The sequence below is a fragment of the Methylorubrum rhodesianum genome, from assembly GCF_014199985.1.
GTDB lineage: Bacteria > Pseudomonadota > Alphaproteobacteria > Rhizobiales > Beijerinckiaceae > Methylobacterium > Methylobacterium rhodesianum.
In genome coordinates, this window is sequence record NZ_JACHOS010000008.1 from 83429 (window position 1) to 99300 (window position 15872).

Consider the following 15872-nt stretch of genomic DNA (forward strand, 5'->3'; position numbering starts at 1 on the left):
GCCGGCGCGCGGCGTCCGCTTCGAAGGATCCTCGGGGATCGCCCGAGATCCGCAGCATCCTTCGGGGCCGCTTCGCGGCACCTCAGGATGAGGGTCGGGGTTGGACGTCGTTTGCCCCGCCCTGGCGAGGCGGAGGCGAAGCGATCCAGTGCCTTGGCGCCCCAGGCACGTCGCTCCCCTGGATTGCTTCGCGTTCGCTCGCGATGGCGGCAGAGGCGCGATCCGCCCCGGCCTCAGTTCACCTTGGCCTTCACGACCTCGTAGACGCGCTCGTTGATCGCGCCCGCCTCGCCGAGCAGGGATTCCAGCTCCTTCAGCCGCTCCTCGGCGAAGGCGCGGTCGTCCAGGCCCTTGGCGTTGACGTAGACGTTGAGCGCCGCCGAGCGCAGGCCGGCATAGGCCGAGAGCACCGCGACGCCCGCGTCCGAAATCACGTTGAGATTGCCCTTCTCGGCGACGATCTCGGCGAGATCGATCACCTCGCGGCAGACGCGGCAGCAGGCGAGCGGGACGTCGGTGGCGGTCTTCAGCGCCTCCTGGATCTTGGCGGCGCGGGCGGCCTTCTCCTCGTCGGTGTTCTTCGGCAGCCCGTAGGCGCCCATCACCGCATCGAACGCCTCGACGTCGTCGGCGATCATGCCGGTCAGCGTCCGGCGCAGGCCTTCCGACTTCTCCAGCACCTGCTTCAGGTCGGCCTCAACCTCGACGTACTTCTTCTTGCCGATGGTCAAGTTGCAGACCATCGAGACCAGCGCCGCGCCCATGGCACCGGAGATCGCCGCGGCCCCGCCGCCGCCGGGGGTGGGCGCCGAGCTCGCCAGACCGTCGAGGAATGTTTCGATCGTCTCGTTCGCGGCCATGGGTCCCTCCCCTGTCGGTTCTTGTTGATTCACCGAGGCGGCGCCGAAGGCCGGCGCCGCCCCAAATCCTTGTTCTTGCATCGTCCCGAAAGCCGGCAACCACCGTTCGGGACGATGCTCTGGGCCGTTAGGCGTCAGGCCATTTCCTTGGCGAGCTTGTAGATCTCCTCGGCGTCGAAGACGCCCTCGCTCGACTCGAACAGCTTGGCGATGCAGGCGCGGTGCAGCTTGAGCTTCAGGCCGCCGATGCCGAGCGCGCCGAAGGCGCGCTTTCCGCCATACTCCTTGCCCTTGTCGGTCGCCTCAATGCCGCCGATGCCGAGCGGCGGCTGGGCGTTGTAGTCGGCCACGATCTCGACCGAGGACTCGTTCTGCCAAGCCGCCTGCGGCAGCAATTCGAGGCCGATCGCGCCGGCGGTGAAGATGAGGTGGGCGCCCTTGATCACCTCCGAGCGCGAGGCGTCGTCCGGGGTCTCGGCGGCGGTGACGTTCACCTTGAAGCGCTTGTTCACGGAATCGGCCGCGGCCTGCGCCTTGTCGAGCTTGCGCCCGCACAGCACGACCTCGGCGCCCTCGCCGGCGAGCAGCGCCGCCGAGCGCATGCCGACCGGGCCGGTGCCCGCGAGCACCACGGCCTTCTTGCCCTTGACCGAGCCGCCCGCCGCCTTGACGACGAGCGCCACGCCCGCCGCGGCGGTGGTGTTGGAGCCGTTCGAATCCAGCATGCAGGACACGCGGAACGGGCCGAAGAAGCGCTTCTTCACTGCCGCGAACACCCGCTCGCCGGCCGCCATGTCGCCGCCGCCGACGAAGATCGCCGTCGACTGCTTCTCCTTGCCGCCGCGGGTGTAGATCGTGCCGTCGACATAGGCGCCGACGTTCTCGGGCGTGACGTTGCCATAGCCGGTGATGTGGTCGGCACCGCCGTCGTAGCCGACGACGACGTCGAACACGCTCGGCGTGGGATCGGTGTCGAACTGGAAGAGCAGCTTCTTGGACATGGTTCCTCTGGCCGGTTGGTCATGGACCGCGGTGACGGATCACGCGGCGCCTCTGCATGGAGGATCAGCCCGGGGCCGTGCAGCCCCGGTCGTCCTCGCCCCTTAGATTCTTTTCGTGACGCGGCCCCGTTCCGAGGCCGGCGCGCCTTACGCTTCGACGACGTTCTGCGGCTTGCCCGCGACGAAGGCCTCAACGTTGTCCACGAGCTGGTCGGCGAGGATCTGCATCGCCTCCTTGCTTGCCCAGGCGACGTGCGGGGTGACGATCAGGTTCGGCAGGTCGGCCTCGCACAGGATGTTGCCGTCCTTCGGGGGCTCCTGGGCGACCACGTCGAAGCCGGCGCCGCCGATCGTGCCGTCCTTGAGCGCCTGGAGTAGCGCCGCCTCGTCCACGAGCCCGCCGCGAGCCGTGTTGATGAGGATCGCCGACTTCTTCATCTTCTTGAGCTGCTCGGCCCCGATCATGTTCTTGGTGTCGGGGGTGAGCGGCACGTGCAGCGTGATGACGTCGGACTGGGTCAGGATCGTCTCGAGATCCACGAGGCCGTCCTGCGGGAACACGTCGTAGGCCAGCACCTTCATGCCCAGCGCCTCGGCCCGCTTGGCGATCGACTTGCCGAGCGCCCCGTAGCCGATGATGCCGAGCGTCGAGCCGGCGATGTCGTAGATCGGATAGTCGAAGTAGCAGAACTGCTTCGACTTGTTCCAATCACCCCGGCGCACGGAATTGGCGTAGGGCACGATCGCCCGGCGCAGGGCGAACATCAGGCCGACCACGTGCTCGGGCACGGTGTTGAAGGCGTAGTTGCGGATATTGACGGTCGTGATGCCCTGGGCCTTGGCCGCGGCCTTGTCGACGACGTCCGTGCCCGTGGCGGCCACCGCGATCAGCTTCAGGTCGGGAAGCTGCTTCAGCGTGTCGGCGCGCATCGGCACCTTGTTGATGATCGCGATCTCGGCGCCCTGCAGGCGCTCCACGATCTCTTCCGGCGTCCAGGTCGACTCGTATTCCTTGTACTCGTGCGGGAAGTTGAATTCGCGCACCGTCGCGTCGAGCGACTCGCGATCGAGGAAGACGACTTTCTTTGTCATTCTGGACCCCTTCCGGATCGACCGGCGGGCGTAACGCCGGCCCCGTTTCCTCACCTGCTTCGACGCGTTTCCCCTGCCACGGCCAGCCGGCCGTGGCAGGGGGCGCCGTTCTTATATTGAGCGGAAGCGGCGCCGTTGGAACCGGCGCCGCTCACCAAAATCAGGACTTCGAGAGGGGGTTCTCACGCAGGTAGCTGGAGGCCGCGGCCACACCCGAGCCCGGCGTCACCTTCACGCCGTTGTCGAGGAGCGACATCTCGGCGCCGGCGATGGCGCCGAGCAGGGACAGCTCGTTGAGGTCACCGACATGGCCGATGCGGAACACCTTGCCCGCGACCTGAGACAGGCCGGCGCCGAGCGCGAGGTTGTAGCGCACATAGGCGTGCTTGATGATCTTGGCCGCGTCCACACCCTCGGGCGCCAGGATGGCGGTGACGGTGTCGGAGTTCCACTCCGGCGACTTGGCGCAGGTCTTCAAGCCCCAGGCCGCGACGGCCTGGCGGGTCGCCTCGCCGAGCACGGCGTGGCGGTGATAGACGTTCTCCAGGCCTTCCTCGAACAGGCAGGCGAGCGCCTCGCGCAGGCCGTAGAGCAGCGGCAGCGGCGGGGTGTAGGGGAAGTAGCCGGCCGGGTTCTGCTTCTTGTGGTCTTCCCAATCGAAGTAGACGCGGGCGAGCCGGTCGTTGCGGCCGGACTGGCCCTCGGCCGCCTTGAGCGCCTTCTGGCTGACGCAGATCACGCCGAGGCCGGCGGGCAGCATCAGGCCCTTCTGGGAGCCGGCGATGGCGCAGTCGACCTTCCACTCGTCGGCGTAGAACGGCAGCGAGCCGATCGAGGACACGCCGTCGACGAACAGCATGGCCGGGTGGCCGGCGGCGTCGATCGCCTTGCGCACGGCGCCGATGTTCGAGGTCACGCCGGTCGCGGTCTCGTTATGGACCACCATGACGGCCTTGATCTGATGATCCTTGTCGGCGCGCAGGGCCTCCTCGATCTTGTCGGCCTTGGCGCCGGTGCCCCACTCCTCCTCCTGGACGATCACGTCCAGGCCGAGGCGCTGGGCCATGTCGATCCAGAGATGGCTGAACTGGCCGTAGCGGGCGGTCAGCACCTTGTCGCCGCGGGCGAGCGTGTTGGTCAGCGCCGATTCCCAGATGCCGGTGCCGGAGGCCGGGAACAGGAAGATCGTGCCCTCGGTCGAGCCGAACACCTTCTTGGTGTCCTCGAACAGTGGCTTCGTCAGGGAGGGGAAGTCGACCGAACGGTGATCCTCGGACTGCACCATCATGGCGCGCATCACCCGGTCCGGGATGTTGGTCGGGCCGGGAACGAACAGGTGGTTGCGTCCCGGACGTCTCGTTGCCGCCATGAAAGTTTCCTCCATTTTCATCGTTCTGGACGGGCCGGCCGTTACGGCCGCGATCCCGCCCGATCCTGATGGCGGGCGCAAGCCCGCCGCGAAACGTCGTTCCGCCCCCTCACACCGCCGCGCGCGAAAAAGCCGCCTGCGGGCCGGGGCGCTCTCACTGCCATATCGGATCGTTGATCGTCCCGGAGCGGCAAAGCGGCCGTCGTGCCGCCCGCGTCGCGGCGCGTGCAGCCACGCCGGTCGCCTCCAGAGGACCGAACCCTCGATGCGTCAGCCCAGCGCCGCATTCAAGCGCGCTCCTGCTGATTGTCCAGCGCTCCCATCCGTCCCGGCCATTCCCACACCGCTCAGGGGCGCTTCCCGCACGCGTCGAAGCACGCGCGGCGGATGACCTTGGCCGCCGTTATGCCCGCCCTGTCTGGGAATGGAAAACGGAAAAAACTGAACTGAAAAACAAAAAGATTTTCGCATGCACAGGCTGCGGGCAGGGTCTGCGATCGGCCCGGCACCGAGCCGGGCACGCGGCGGCGGAAGGCTATCCGAACGGCCGCAGGGCGGCATGACGCGGCACGCAGCCGTCATCAAACTGAGATCGGAATGCGATTTGGCTCTCTTCCGTCGCGATGCGGTTGTGAGAAGCCGGAGGCGCCCGTGTCCCAAGATCCGGAATCGACCATCCGCGTTCGGACGCTGTTTCTGTCCGATCTGCATCTCGGCACCAAGGGCTGCCAGGCGGCCCTGCTGCTCGACTTCCTGCGCGACGTCGATGCCGACACGATCTACCTCGTCGGCGACATCGTCGACGGCTGGCAGCTCCGCTCGGGCTGGTACTGGCCGCAGGCCCACAACGACGTGGTGCAGAAGCTGCTGCGCAAGGTGCGGAAAGGCGCCCACGTCGTCTACGTGCCCGGCAACCACGACGAGTTCCTGCGCGACTATATCGGCACGACCTTCGGCGGCATCGAAATCGCCGACAGCCGGGTCCACGTCGCCGCCGACGGCAAGCGCTACCTCGTCATCCACGGCGACCAGTTCGACATGGTGGTGCGCCACTCCAAATGGCTCGCGCATCTCGGCGACTGGGCCTACACCACGGCGCTCACCGTCAACACCGTGGTCAACCGCGTGCGCCGCCGCCTCGGGCTCGCCTACTGGTCGCTCTCGGCCTGGGCCAAGCTCAAGGTGAAGAACGCGGTGAACTTCATCGGCCAGTTCGAGATCTTCCTGGCGAGCGAGGCTCGGCGCCAGGGGGCGGACGGGGTGATCTGCGGCCATATCCACCACGCGGCCCACCGCGAGGTCGAGGGGCTGACCTACCTCAACACCGGCGACTGGGTCGAATCCTGCACCGGCATCGTCGAGCACTACGACGGCCGCATGGAGGTGCTGCACTACCCGACCATGCTGCGCGAGCGCCGCGCCGCGGAAGCCTTCGAACCCGAGATCCGCCGCGCCGTCGCCTGAGCCGAGCGACCGGATCCCCGTGTGGGTTGGAAGAGGATTGGAGCTTGAGGCCGGCATGAGGCTGCTGCTCGCCACCGATGCCTGGCACCCGCAGGTCAACGGCGTGGTCCGCTCCGTCGAGCGCATGGCCGAGGCCGCCGCCGGTCTCGGCGTCGAGCCGCTGATGCTGACGCCGTCCGACTTCGCCTCCCTGCCGATGCCGGGCTATTCCGAGATCCGGCTCTCCCTCGTCACCCGCGGGCGCGTGCTCGCGCGCTGGAAGCGGCTCGCCCCGAGCCACGTCCACATCGCGACCGAGGGGCCGATCGGCCACGCGGTGCGCGCCGCCTGCCTGTCGCTGAACCAGCCCTTCACCACGAGCTACCACACCCGTTTCCCCGAATATCTCGCCGCCCGCGCGCCCGTGCCCGAGGCCTGGAGCTATGCTTGGCTGCGCCGCTTCCACGCGGCGGCGAGCGGCACCATGGTGAGCACGCCCTCCCTCGAACGCGAGCTGGCGGGCCGCGGCTTCACCCGCCTGATGCGCTGGACGCGGGGCGTCGATACCGAGCTGTTCCGCCCCCGCGACCCGGATGCCGCGGCGGACCCCTTTCCCGGCCTGCCGCGCCCGATCTTCCTCTCGGTCGGGCGGCTCGCGGTGGAGAAGAACCTCGCCGCCTTCCTCGCCCTCGACCTGCCGGGCTCCAAGGTGGTGGTCGGCGACGGGCCGGACCGGGCCCGGCTCCAGGCACTGGCACCCGGAGCGCATTTCCTCGGGGCGCTGACCGGCGAGGCGCTGGCGCGGGTCTATGCGAGCGCCGACGCCTTCGTCTTCCCGAGCCTGACCGACACCTTCGGCATCGTGCTGCTCGAAGCCCTGGCCTCCGGGCTGCCGGTGGCGGCATTCCCCGTCACCGGCCCCCTCGACGTCATCGGCGGCACCGGCGCGGGCGCCCTCGACACCGACCTGCGCCGGGCCGCCCTCGCGGCGCTCACGATCCCGCGGGAGCGCTGCCGGGCGGAGGCCCTGCGCTATACCTGGGCCGAGAGCGCGCGCCAGTTCTACGACAACATCGCGACCGCGCACGCGCTGGGGCCGGCCCCACGCTCCCCGCGCCGCGCGAGCGGCGCCGCGCTGCCCCGCCCCGGCTGATCCTTTTCCGCCACGCCCGGGCGCGTCCCCGCCATTTTCGCCCCCGCCGGGATGACCGACGGCCGCGGGGATGCGAGGGTCGGCGCCATGCCCGCCCGCTCGAAATCCGAAAAAGCCCCGCGCCCGTTCGATCCCGCCCTCGCCGCGCGCTACCCGGCGGTGATCGGCTGCGACGAAGTCGGGCGCGGCGCCCTGTGCGGTCCGGTGATGGTGGCGGCGGTCTGGTTCGACCCCCTCGCCTTTCCGCCCGAGATCCTGGCCCGGCTCGACGACAGCAAGCGCCTCGACCGGGCGGCGCGGGAGGCCCTGACGCCGCTGATCCGGGCCCATGCGCGGGTCTCGCTCGCGGCGGGCTCGCGGGCCCTGGTGGATCGGGTGAACGTGCGGGCCGCGACCCTCGACGCCATGCGCCGGGCGGTCGCGGGTCTCGGGCTCGACGCGACCGTGCTGGTGGACGGGCGCGACGCGATCCCCGGCCTGAGCCAGTCCTGCCGCGCGGTGATCGGGGGGGACCGCCTCGTGCCGCAGATCGCCGCCGCCTCGATCGTCGCCAAGACCCTTCGCGACGAGATCATGCGGCGCCTCGCCCGGCGCCATCCGGCCTATGCCTGGGAGCGCAACGCCGGCTACGGCACCGCCGCCCACCTGGCCGGACTGACGGCGCGCGGGCGCAGCCCGCATCACCGGGTGAGCTTCACGGGGCGATTCGAGACCGTGGGTGTCGTTTCGGGCTCGTGACGCGGGCGCCGACTCTGTGGCCGCGGGAGCCCTCGAGCCCCGCCCTCAAAACAGCGCCAGTTGATCCCCTGCGCGCGGCGGCACGCGGAAAAGCTCCGTCGTCTGGCGGACCGGCTCCTCCGGAAAGCTGAGCCGCCGCTTGGCCAGGGCGAAGCGGCGGCGGATCAGGTCGGCATAGGGACCCTGGCCGATCATGCGGGTGCCGAAGGCGGCGTCGTAGGTCTTGCCGCCGCGCGCCCCGCTCAGCAGGGAGAAGACGTGCTCCTTGCGGCCCGGATAATGCTCGCTGAACCAGTCGCCGACGAGTTCGTCGAGTTCGTGCGGCAGGCGCAGCAGCACGTAGCCGGCCTCCCGCGCGCCCGCCGCACGGGCCGCTTCGAGGATCGCCTCGATCTCGTGGTCGTTGAGCGAGGGGATGACGGGGGCGGTCAGCACCATCACCGGCACGCCCGCCTCGCTCAGGGTGCGGACCGCCTCCAGGCGCTTGCGCGGATGCGGGGCGCGCGGCTCCATCCGCCGGGCCAGATCCGGATCGAGGGTGGTGACCGAGATCGCCACCTTCACGAGACCCTGCGCCGCCATGTCCGAGAGGAGGCCGCAGTCGCGCAGGATCAGGTTCGACTTGGTGACGATGCCGACCGGGTGACGGAAGCGGGCCAGCACCTCCAGCACGGCGCGGGTGATGCCGTGGCTGCGCTCGATCGGCTGGTAGGGATCGGTCGCGGTGCCCAGCGCGATGGTCCGCGGCTGATAGCCAGGGGCCGACAATTCGCGCTCGAGTAAGGCGGCCGCATCGGGCTTGGAGAACAACCGCGTCTCGAAATCGAGGCCCGGCGAGAGGCCGACATAGCCGTGGTTCGGCCGGGCGAAGCAGTAGACGCAGCCGTGCTCGCAGCCCCGGTACGGGTTGATCGAGCGATCGAACGAGATATCCGGCGAGGCGTTGCGGGTGATGATGTGGCGGGCGCGCTCCGGCGTCACCTCGGTGCGCCGTGCGCGCTCCGCCTCCTCCGGCCAGCCGTCGTCGAAGGTCTCGCGCTGGGTCGCCTCGAAGCGCCCGTCCGGGTTGGCGGTCGCCCCCCGCCCGCGCCGTGCCTCGGGCGCGATCCGGGACGCGTCGTGTCGAAATCCGTCCGGCCTGCCTCTCAGCGGCTTTCGTCCGTCACCCACCCCGACGCCCACCGTGTTCCAGCCGCTCTGCCGATCGCACATTGCAGAACATATCAGGAACATAGCCGATTGGAATGCACAAGTTTCATGCAGGGACCGGCTTTCACACGCAATCCGGGCCGTCTACGGGAACGGCCGCGCAACGAAGGCTTTGCGGGGGCGTAAAATCGGTTATTCGCGCGGCATGATCTCCGGCCTCATCCACGTGGCACGATCCTCCGACCCGGTCGCGATCGAGTGCCTCGCCGACACGCTGAGCGCACTCGTCGCCGGCGTGGCGGCCGGACTCGTCGGCGATGCGGTGATCGTGACGGCGGATTCCTGCTCCGCCCTGGAGACGATGGCCGAGGGCAGCGGCGCCACGCTGGTGGTGCGACCGATGGGCGCCAATCCGTGGAGCGCGGGTGCGCGGGCCGCGCGGCGCGAGTGGCTGCTGTGCCTGGAGCCGGGCGACATCCCGGCGGAAGGTTGGATCCGAAGCCTCGACCGTTTCGTCGGGACGGCCCATCCGGACCTGCTCCTCGGCCGGATGCGTCGCCCGCATACCGATTTGCCGGCCCGGATCGCCGCACGGGGCGAGAGGGTCGTGGGCGCGCGCAGCCCTCGGCCGGGCGACGTGGTGCGACGGGAGCGGCTGCTGGCCGGCCTGCCGTTCTCCCCCCGGCTCAAGGTGCGGATGCTGTCGGCCCGGCTCGACCGCAGCTGACAGCGGCAATCCCGAGCCCGGGGCGGGAAATCAGCCGACCCGGAACCACGCGGGCGCGGAGCGCATCAGCACCATCACCGCGGCGGCGGCGAGCGCCGACCCCACGGTCATCTCGGCCGAATGCGCGTATCCCGCGCGCTCGAGGGCCATGGCTGCGGAAGCGATCGTCAGCGCGATGCCGGCGGGAACAAGATTCGAGGCAGAGGCGTTCATATCTTTCGCTCTACACGATCTTGCTTGCTCGGGGATGAATCCGGCCCCTCGACGGGGCGACAAAATCCCGCAAGGGCGTGCCGTGTGCTCCAGACGCGCCGGGCCCCAAACGCAAAAGGCCGCCCCGTTCCCGGAGCGGCCTCGACACATCCGTGCAGGGATGGACGCGGAAGACTTACTTGATCTTGGCTTCCTTGAACTCGACGTGCTTACGCGCAACCGGGTCATACTTCTTCATGACCATCTTCTCGGTCTGCGTGCGGGAGTTCTTCTTGGTGACGTAGAAGTAGCCCGTATCGGCGGTCGAGACGAGGCGGATCTTGACGGTAACGGCCTTGGCCATGGCTGGGCGCTCCTAAAGCGGGTCGAGGGGCGATTCGCTGGTGGCGCGCCAGCGCGGGCGAAACGCAAAAGGCCGGGAAGCCCCGGCCGAATTCCGGCGCGGTCAATGCCCGATGGGGCGCGCTTCGTCAAGCCGCAGGCATATCGGAGCCCTCACCGCGGCGGGTAGGTGTGCCCGTCGGCCGGGAAGCGACCCGCCTGCACCTCGTCGGCGTAGGCGCGCACGGCCTCCTCGATATGGGCACGCAGCGAGCCGAAGCTCTTGACGAATCTCGGCACCCGGTCGCTCAGGCCCAGCATGTCCTCGAGCACGAGGATCTGCCCGTCGCAGGCGGCCGTGGCGCCGATGCCGATGGTCGCCGCGCGGATCGCGGGATCGGTGGCGATGGCCCGCGCCACCGGCTCGACGATGCCCTCCATGACGATGGAGAAGGCGCCCGCATCGCTGATCGCGCGGGCATCGGCCCGGAGGCGATCCTCGTCGCCGGCGCCGTGCCCCTGCACCTTGAAGCCGCCCATCGTGTTCACCGATTGGGGGGTGAGGCCGATATGGCCCATCACCGGCACGCCCCGCTCGGTCAGGAAGGCGACCGTCTCGGCGAAGCGCGCGCCGCCCTCCAGCTTGACCGCCCCGGCCCCCGTCTCCTTCAGGACGCGGGCGGCGTTGAGGAAGGCCTGTTCGCGGCTCGCCTCGTAGGAGCCGAACGGCATGTCGACCACCACGAGCGCGCGCGAGGTTCCGCGCATCACCGCCTGGGCCTGGAGAATCATCATCTCCAGGGTCACCGGCAGGGTCGATTCCATCCCGTGCATGACCATGCCGAGGGAATCACCCACCAGCACGAAGTCGCAATAGGCGTCGACGATGCGGGCGGTGTGGGCGTGGTAGGCGGTCAGCGCGATGATCTTGCGCCCCTCGGCCTTGCGCTTGATCAGATCGACCGCCTGGAGACGACGGGTTTGAACGACCTGCGACATATCTCGTGATCCGGAAGGCTGGCTTTCCCGCGGCGCCCGGCCGGGCACGGCGTGCGGAACGCCTCTATAAGCCCGTTCGCGCCGCCCCGCAGGGGGCATATGGGCCGGTTCCAGGGGATCGGAAGAGAAGTGTTACCCGGAGGGGCCTGCCTTCTCCTGCGCCGGCGTTCCGGCCCCTCACGCAGCGGTCACCGGAAGCAATAACCGGCGATCGAGGTGAAGGGTACTTCGGTCGCCCTGTCTGCCCATTTCCGGGCATTTCCTCCCTAGACTTCGGGCCGCCTCCGGGCCTGCCGTTTTTCCGCCACATCTCGGCCGGTGTCAATGGCACAGCCTGATGTTCAGAGGCTTGAGATTGCTCGAATTTTAGACGCGCGGGGCGGCTCGGCCGCATGATGGCAACAATGTGTCAGAGCGCTTTTTCGAGGAGTTGCTCGATCCATTCGGGCTGGGTCTCGCCGACCGAGCGGGCGATCTCGGTCCGGCCCTTGTAGAGGATGAGCGTGCTCTGCATCTGCGCGCCGAACCGGCGGACGAGGTCGCGCTGCGTGTCGAAGTCGAGCGTGAAGACGGCGAGCGCCTTGAAGCGCGGCTCGGCCGAGAGGGCTGCCACGATCGGCTTCTGTGTCCGGCAGATCGGACACCAGGGCGCCGAGATCTGCACGAGGATCGGCCGCCCCTCGTCCTGCGCCGCCTCGAATGCCTTGGCGTCGAAGGCGACGGGCTCGGCCGCGGACCCGGCCTTCGGCAGGCCGCCGGACAAGAGCGCGGACAGGAGCGCGACCGCGAGGAAGAGACCGTGGCGGCGGGTCGTCATCGCTTCATCCTCGCCCTCTCCTGGTCCCCTCGCGGCACGCCGCAGGTCCCTTCAGCGCTCGGCCGCGCGGCCTTCGCCCGATTCGGCCCAGGCCCGGTCGGGTTTGACGACGGCGGTGTCGTGGTCGTCCTGCCAGCCCTCGACGCCGAGGGGGAACCAGTGGACGCGGCTGTAGCCGGCCGCGACCAGCCGCTTGCCGGCATTCCAGCTCCCCCAGCATTCCGGCCGGCAGAAGGTCACGATCGGCTTGGCCCTGTCGCCGCCGGTCAGCTCGGCAACCCGCCGGAGGAAGGCCTCCTCCTTCTCGGGGGCGAGGGGCGCAGCGCCCGCACCCGGCATCCAGACCGCGCCGGGAATCGAGCGGTGCGTCGGCAGCCACGGCCGGTCGGCCGGCAGTCCCGCCGGCCGGTGGTCGGCGAGCACCACGTCGATGAGGACGGGCTTGTCCGGCAGCAGCTTTTCGAGCCCCTCCCGGTCGATGACCGTCGCACCCTTCAGGGTCGCCGGCGTGTAGCCCCGCGGCGGCCCGGTATAGAGGCCGTCCGGCTCGGGAACGTTGACCGGCGAATCGGCCGGCCCGGCCGCGCCGAGCAGCAGACCCAGTGCCGTGAGGGCGGTGGCCCTGGCGATCACCCGCATGGTCTGGTCCCTTGGCATCAGTTGCTCGCGGAGGGAAGCGGGAAGCTGTGCTCCCAGCGTCCGCCCTGATTGTCGGAGGCCACGACCTTGATCGGGCCCTGGATGTCGGGCCGCATCGCGAAGTTGATCACCGGGTTCGAGGCGATCGAGATGTCGCCGTCGAGGTGGAACACCAGCTGGTCGCCCGAGGTCACGTCGAGCTTCTCGATGTAGCGGGCGGGGGTATAGTCGCGGGTGATCTGGTTCATCTGCATGCCCGAGAAATTCGGGTGCCGGATCATCAGCGTCGCCTCGACCGGCTTGCCGGCCTGAGGCTCGCCGGCGAACTTCAGGCGCATCTCGCCCATGCCCTTCATCGCCTCCTCGTCGCTCATGCCCATCGGCGCCGAGCAGCCGCCCGAGGCCTTCACGAACTTGGCGGATTCGAGAAGCCGCCCGTCCTTGGTCTCCACCACGGCGTGAACGTTGGTGTAGTTGTTCACCCGCACCCGCAGCTTGATCTCGCCCGGGTCGGCGGCCGGGCCGAAGGTGAAGTGCGCCGCGTAGGGCGAGGGATTATCGTCGATGACGAAGTAGAGGCCCTTCACGCTGCCCTTGTCGGCGAGCGTCAGGCCGATCGGCACCAGGGCGGCGTCGAGGGCACGGGCGGGGGCGTCGATGGTCACGGCGCTCTCGCTGGCCTCGACCTTCCGGTCGCCGAAGATCGAAGTCTTGATCTCGGACCAGCGGGCGGCACGCTCCTCGTCGGTATCGGTGGCGCCGGCCCGGACCGGAGCGGGCGCGAGCGCGAGGGCCGAGAGCGTCAGACTGAGGGCGAGCATCAGGCGTTTCATGGTCGTCTCCTTCCCGGAAGTCCCCCGAAGCGTGCGGCGGTCATTCCCACTCGAGTTCTTGGTAGGCCTGGGTGACGTTGCGGCCGTTATAGGTGTCGAACAGGGCCCAGTTGTCCTTCTCGCCCTGCGCCACCGTCCGCACCGCGGTATCGATCGGCACGCCGCCGGCCACCGCCTTGCGGGTCTCGTCGCGCAGCGCCGAGAGATAACGCGCGAGGTCGGCCATCGTCGGCGCGAGGGCCACCCGCGTCGGGCCGTGGCCGGGCACGGCGTCGGTGGCGCCGACCGCCTTCAGCCGCTCGATCTCCTTGAACCAGCCGAGCAGGCTGCCGTCGAGCGAGGGGATGCGGCCGACGAACAGAAGGTCGGCGGGAAACAGCAGCCCGCTGCCGGTGTCGAGCATCGACAGGTCGCACGTCGTGTGTGCGCTGCCGTGGGCGGTGAGCCGCAGGGTGCGATCGCCGAGGTCGATCTCCGCGCCGTCCTTCACTTCCATCGTCGGGTAGACGACCTCGCCCGCCTTGTCCGCGCCGAGGATCTCGGCGAGGCGCTGGCGGTAGAACGCGCCCCGCGCATCGAGCGCACCGCGCAGACCCGCATGGCCGACGAAGGTCGGGTTGTCGCCGCGGAAGGCGGCGGCGCCGAAGACGTGGTCGGGATGCACGTGAGTGAGCATCACGTAACGGATCGGCTTGTCGGTGCGATGGGTGATCTCGCGGCGGAGCCACTGCCCGTCGGCGAGGCTGCCGCCGGATTCGGTGACGAGCACCCCGTCACGCCCAACGATGAAGCCGATATTGGCGATGCCGTCTGCGTTCTCCGGGGTCGCCTCGGCATCCGGGCCACGCCGGATGAAGACGCCCGGCGCGACCTCGTCCATCGACAGCGCGTCGGCTGCGAAGCCGGGACGCGGCAGGCAGCACAGGCACAAGCCCCCGAACAGGGCCGCGCGGCGCGTGACCGAGGCGTTCACGGAGCGACTCAAGCTGCGCCTCCGCCCGGTTCGAGACCCTGGCACGACCGTGCCGCCATCGACCGCTTCCTTCCGCCGTATTTATCGATATAGTGCAAACCATCTAGTAGGTAGATTTTTCGGCCGTCAAGTGCCACCCTCACCGAACGGCCGGTGCCGTCGCGATCACGTGATCGGCCGGAAAGGGACGGACCAGGACGAAACGGGCCACACGGGACGGACGGTGGACGGACAATGAGAGACACGCGCGCATCGCTCCTCAGCGAGGCCGAGATCCTGGTACGCGGCCGGGGCTATTCCGGCTTCAGCTACGCCGACCTCGCCGAGGCGGTCGGCATCCGCAAGGCAAGCATCCACCATCACTTCCGCACCAAGGAAGCGCTCGCCCAGGCGCTGATCGAGGCCTACGACGCGCGCTACGACGCGGCGCTCGACGAGATCTCGGGCGCGAGCCGTGACGGCGTCGCCCGGATCGAGGCCTATGGCCGGCTCTATCTCGGTGGGGTCGAGCAGGGGCTCGGCTGCCTGTGCGCGGCGCTCGCCGTCGAACTGGAGACCCTGCCCGAGGCTCTGCGCCGCGCCATCACCGCCTTCTTCGAGAAGCACATCGGCTGGCTCGCCGGAGTGATCGAGGAGGGGCAGATCGACGGCAGCGTCCGCGCCGGCCTCGACCCGCAGGCCCATGCCCGGATGATCCTGGCGGCGCTGGAGGGCGCGCTTCTGTTGGAACGTTTCCTCGCCGGACCGGAAGGGTTCGGCCAGACATTGACAGCTTTGAGCGAGGGGCTGCGGCCGGCGCGGAAGTCCTGATAAGCTGCGGCGCAGGGAGCGCCCCATGGACAGATTGGACGCCATCAACCGCCTTCGAGACAGCGCCGAGGCCGTGCGCACCTTGGGTGCCACATCGCTCTACCTGTTCGGCTCCACAGTGCGGGCCGAGGCACGCCACGACAGCGACCTCGATCTCTTCATCGATTACGAACCCGCCAGCCGCTTCAACGCCTTCGACCTCATCGGCATCAAGCTTCTGCTGGAAGACCGGCTCGGGACCGCGATCGATATTACCACTCGCGATGGCCTGCACCCCCGGTTGCGGAACCGAATCGAAGCCTCGGCGCTCCGCGTGTTCTGATGAACCGGCGCGACTACCGCCACGCGCTGGACGACATGCTGGGCGCGGTCGATGGGATTGCTCAGGCAACCGCCGGACGAAGCTTCGAGGCCTTCTGCAGCGATTGGCTCCTGAAACACGGCGTGGAACGGGGCATCGAAATCATCTCGGAAGCGAGCCGCGCCGTCCCGGATGCCGTCAAGGCGTTACGGCCTGAAATTCCCTGGCACCAAGTGCGCGCCATCGGAAAATCCTACGGCACGAGTATCACGGTCTGTCCAATCCGATCCTCTGGAACGTCATCGTCGACGCGTTGCCGCGCCGACGCATCGCCGTCGAAGTGCTTCGGGCGCAGGCCGGCGACCTTCCATCCGACCCGGATGATACAATATGACAGCCTGACATTCGATCACCGCAACACGCTGCCTTAGGCC

General features: G+C 69.1%; 19 protein-coding genes. 7 read left to right on the top strand and 12 right to left on the bottom strand.

What is annotated here, in order from left to right; all coding sequences use genetic code 11:
* Positions 1–233 precede the first annotated feature (233 nt).
* From fchA to HNR01_RS13175, 4 genes are all read right to left on the bottom strand, one after another.
* Positions 234–860 carry a methenyltetrahydrofolate cyclohydrolase gene (gene fchA, locus HNR01_RS13160; RefSeq protein ID WP_183668017.1) on the bottom strand — a complete coding sequence of 209 codons (627 nt, stop codon included), beginning with the start codon at positions 858–860 and terminating at the stop codon, positions 234–236.
* Between the two features lie 134 nt (positions 861–994).
* Positions 995–1861 (bottom strand): NADP-dependent methylenetetrahydromethanopterin/methylenetetrahydrofolate dehydrogenase, encoded by an 867-nt coding sequence (locus tag HNR01_RS13165; RefSeq protein WP_017485213.1) that lies wholly within the window; start codon positions 1859–1861, stop codon positions 995–997.
* A 147-nt stretch (positions 1862–2008) separates the two neighbouring features.
* Entirely contained in the window at positions 2009–2953 is a 945-nt protein-coding gene (locus HNR01_RS13170; protein WP_183668018.1) for a D-2-hydroxyacid dehydrogenase, read from the bottom strand.
* A gap of 160 nt (positions 2954–3113) precedes the next feature.
* Positions 3114–4322 carry an aminotransferase class V-fold PLP-dependent enzyme gene (locus HNR01_RS13175; RefSeq protein ID WP_017485211.1) on the bottom strand — a complete coding sequence of 403 codons (1209 nt, stop codon included), beginning with the start codon at positions 4320–4322 and terminating at the stop codon, positions 3114–3116.
* Between the two features lie 651 nt (positions 4323–4973).
* Between HNR01_RS13175 and HNR01_RS13180 the strand changes: the two genes are divergently transcribed.
* The 3 genes from HNR01_RS13180 to rnhB all read left to right on the top strand — a co-directional run bounded on the left by HNR01_RS13180 (position 4974) and on the right by rnhB (position 7656).
* On the top strand, positions 4974–5786 hold the full coding sequence (locus tag HNR01_RS13180; RefSeq protein ID WP_183668019.1) for a UDP-2,3-diacylglucosamine diphosphatase: 813 nt from the start codon (positions 4974–4976) through the stop codon (positions 5784–5786).
* A gap of 55 nt (positions 5787–5841) precedes the next feature.
* Positions 5842–6918: a glycosyltransferase family 4 protein gene (locus tag HNR01_RS13185; RefSeq protein ID WP_183668020.1), complete on the top strand. Its 1077-nt coding sequence runs from the start codon at positions 5842–5844 to the stop codon at positions 6916–6918.
* Between the two features lie 87 nt (positions 6919–7005).
* The gene (rnhB, locus tag HNR01_RS13190) at positions 7006–7656 is read left to right on the top strand and encodes a ribonuclease HII (RefSeq protein WP_153874642.1); all 651 of its coding nucleotides are present in this window, start codon (positions 7006–7008) and stop codon (positions 7654–7656) included.
* 45 nt (positions 7657–7701) lie between these two features.
* Here the strand turns inward: rnhB and HNR01_RS13195 are convergent, their stop codons facing one another.
* Positions 7702–8868: a PA0069 family radical SAM protein gene (locus HNR01_RS13195; protein ID WP_210313235.1), complete on the bottom strand. Its 1167-nt coding sequence runs from the start codon at positions 8866–8868 to the stop codon at positions 7702–7704.
* Between the two features lie 142 nt (positions 8869–9010).
* Between HNR01_RS13195 and HNR01_RS13200 the strand changes: the two genes are divergently transcribed.
* A complete protein-coding gene (locus tag HNR01_RS13200) occupies positions 9011–9532 on the top strand; it encodes a hypothetical protein (protein ID WP_183668021.1) in 522 nt (173 codons plus the stop codon).
* Positions 9533–9562: 30 nt separating this feature from the next.
* Here the strand turns inward: HNR01_RS13200 and HNR01_RS13205 are convergent, their stop codons facing one another.
* The 7 genes from HNR01_RS13205 to HNR01_RS13235 form a co-directional block, all read right to left on the bottom strand.
* Positions 9563–9745, bottom strand: coding sequence for a hypothetical protein (locus tag HNR01_RS13205; protein ID WP_183668022.1), 183 nt, complete (start codon positions 9743–9745; stop codon positions 9563–9565).
* 175 nt (positions 9746–9920) lie between these two features.
* Positions 9921–10088, bottom strand: a complete 168-nt coding sequence (rpmG, locus tag HNR01_RS13210) for a 50S ribosomal protein L33 (RefSeq protein WP_003602581.1) — start codon at positions 10086–10088, stop codon at positions 9921–9923.
* A 152-nt stretch (positions 10089–10240) separates the two neighbouring features.
* On the bottom strand, positions 10241–11065 hold the full coding sequence (panB, locus tag HNR01_RS13215) for a 3-methyl-2-oxobutanoate hydroxymethyltransferase (protein WP_096484787.1): 825 nt from the start codon (positions 11063–11065) through the stop codon (positions 10241–10243).
* 409 nt (positions 11066–11474) lie between these two features.
* Positions 11475–11882, bottom strand: coding sequence for a thioredoxin family protein (locus HNR01_RS13220; protein WP_017485202.1), 408 nt, complete (start codon positions 11880–11882; stop codon positions 11475–11477).
* Between the two features lie 51 nt (positions 11883–11933).
* The gene (locus HNR01_RS13225; RefSeq protein WP_183668144.1) at positions 11934–12521 is read right to left on the bottom strand and encodes a rhodanese-like domain-containing protein; all 588 of its coding nucleotides are present in this window, start codon (positions 12519–12521) and stop codon (positions 11934–11936) included.
* A gap of 17 nt (positions 12522–12538) precedes the next feature.
* Positions 12539–13354, bottom strand: coding sequence for a quinoprotein dehydrogenase-associated SoxYZ-like carrier (locus HNR01_RS13230; protein WP_026105628.1), 816 nt, complete (start codon positions 13352–13354; stop codon positions 12539–12541).
* A 40-nt stretch (positions 13355–13394) separates the two neighbouring features.
* Entirely contained in the window at positions 13395–14327 is a 933-nt protein-coding gene (locus HNR01_RS13235; protein ID WP_183668146.1) for a quinoprotein relay system zinc metallohydrolase 2, read from the bottom strand.
* Between the two features lie 234 nt (positions 14328–14561).
* Here HNR01_RS13235 and HNR01_RS13240 point away from each other — a divergent pair, with 234 nt between their 5' ends.
* Genes HNR01_RS13240 through HNR01_RS13250 form a run of 3 tightly spaced genes read left to right on the top strand, consistent with a single transcriptional unit; the run spans position 14562 to position 15869 of the window.
* Positions 14562–15137 (top strand): TetR/AcrR family transcriptional regulator, encoded by a 576-nt coding sequence (locus tag HNR01_RS13240; protein WP_183668023.1) that lies wholly within the window; start codon positions 14562–14564, stop codon positions 15135–15137.
* 25 nt (positions 15138–15162) lie between these two features.
* Positions 15163–15459: a nucleotidyltransferase family protein gene (locus HNR01_RS13245; protein ID WP_183668024.1), complete on the top strand. Its 297-nt coding sequence runs from the start codon at positions 15163–15165 to the stop codon at positions 15457–15459.
* Positions 15459–15869 (top strand): HepT-like ribonuclease domain-containing protein, encoded by a 411-nt coding sequence (locus HNR01_RS13250; RefSeq protein ID WP_246417501.1) that lies wholly within the window; start codon positions 15459–15461, stop codon positions 15867–15869. Before HNR01_RS13245 ends, HNR01_RS13250 begins: the two co-directional genes overlap by 1 nt.
* The last annotated feature ends 3 nt before the right edge of the window (positions 15870–15872 follow it).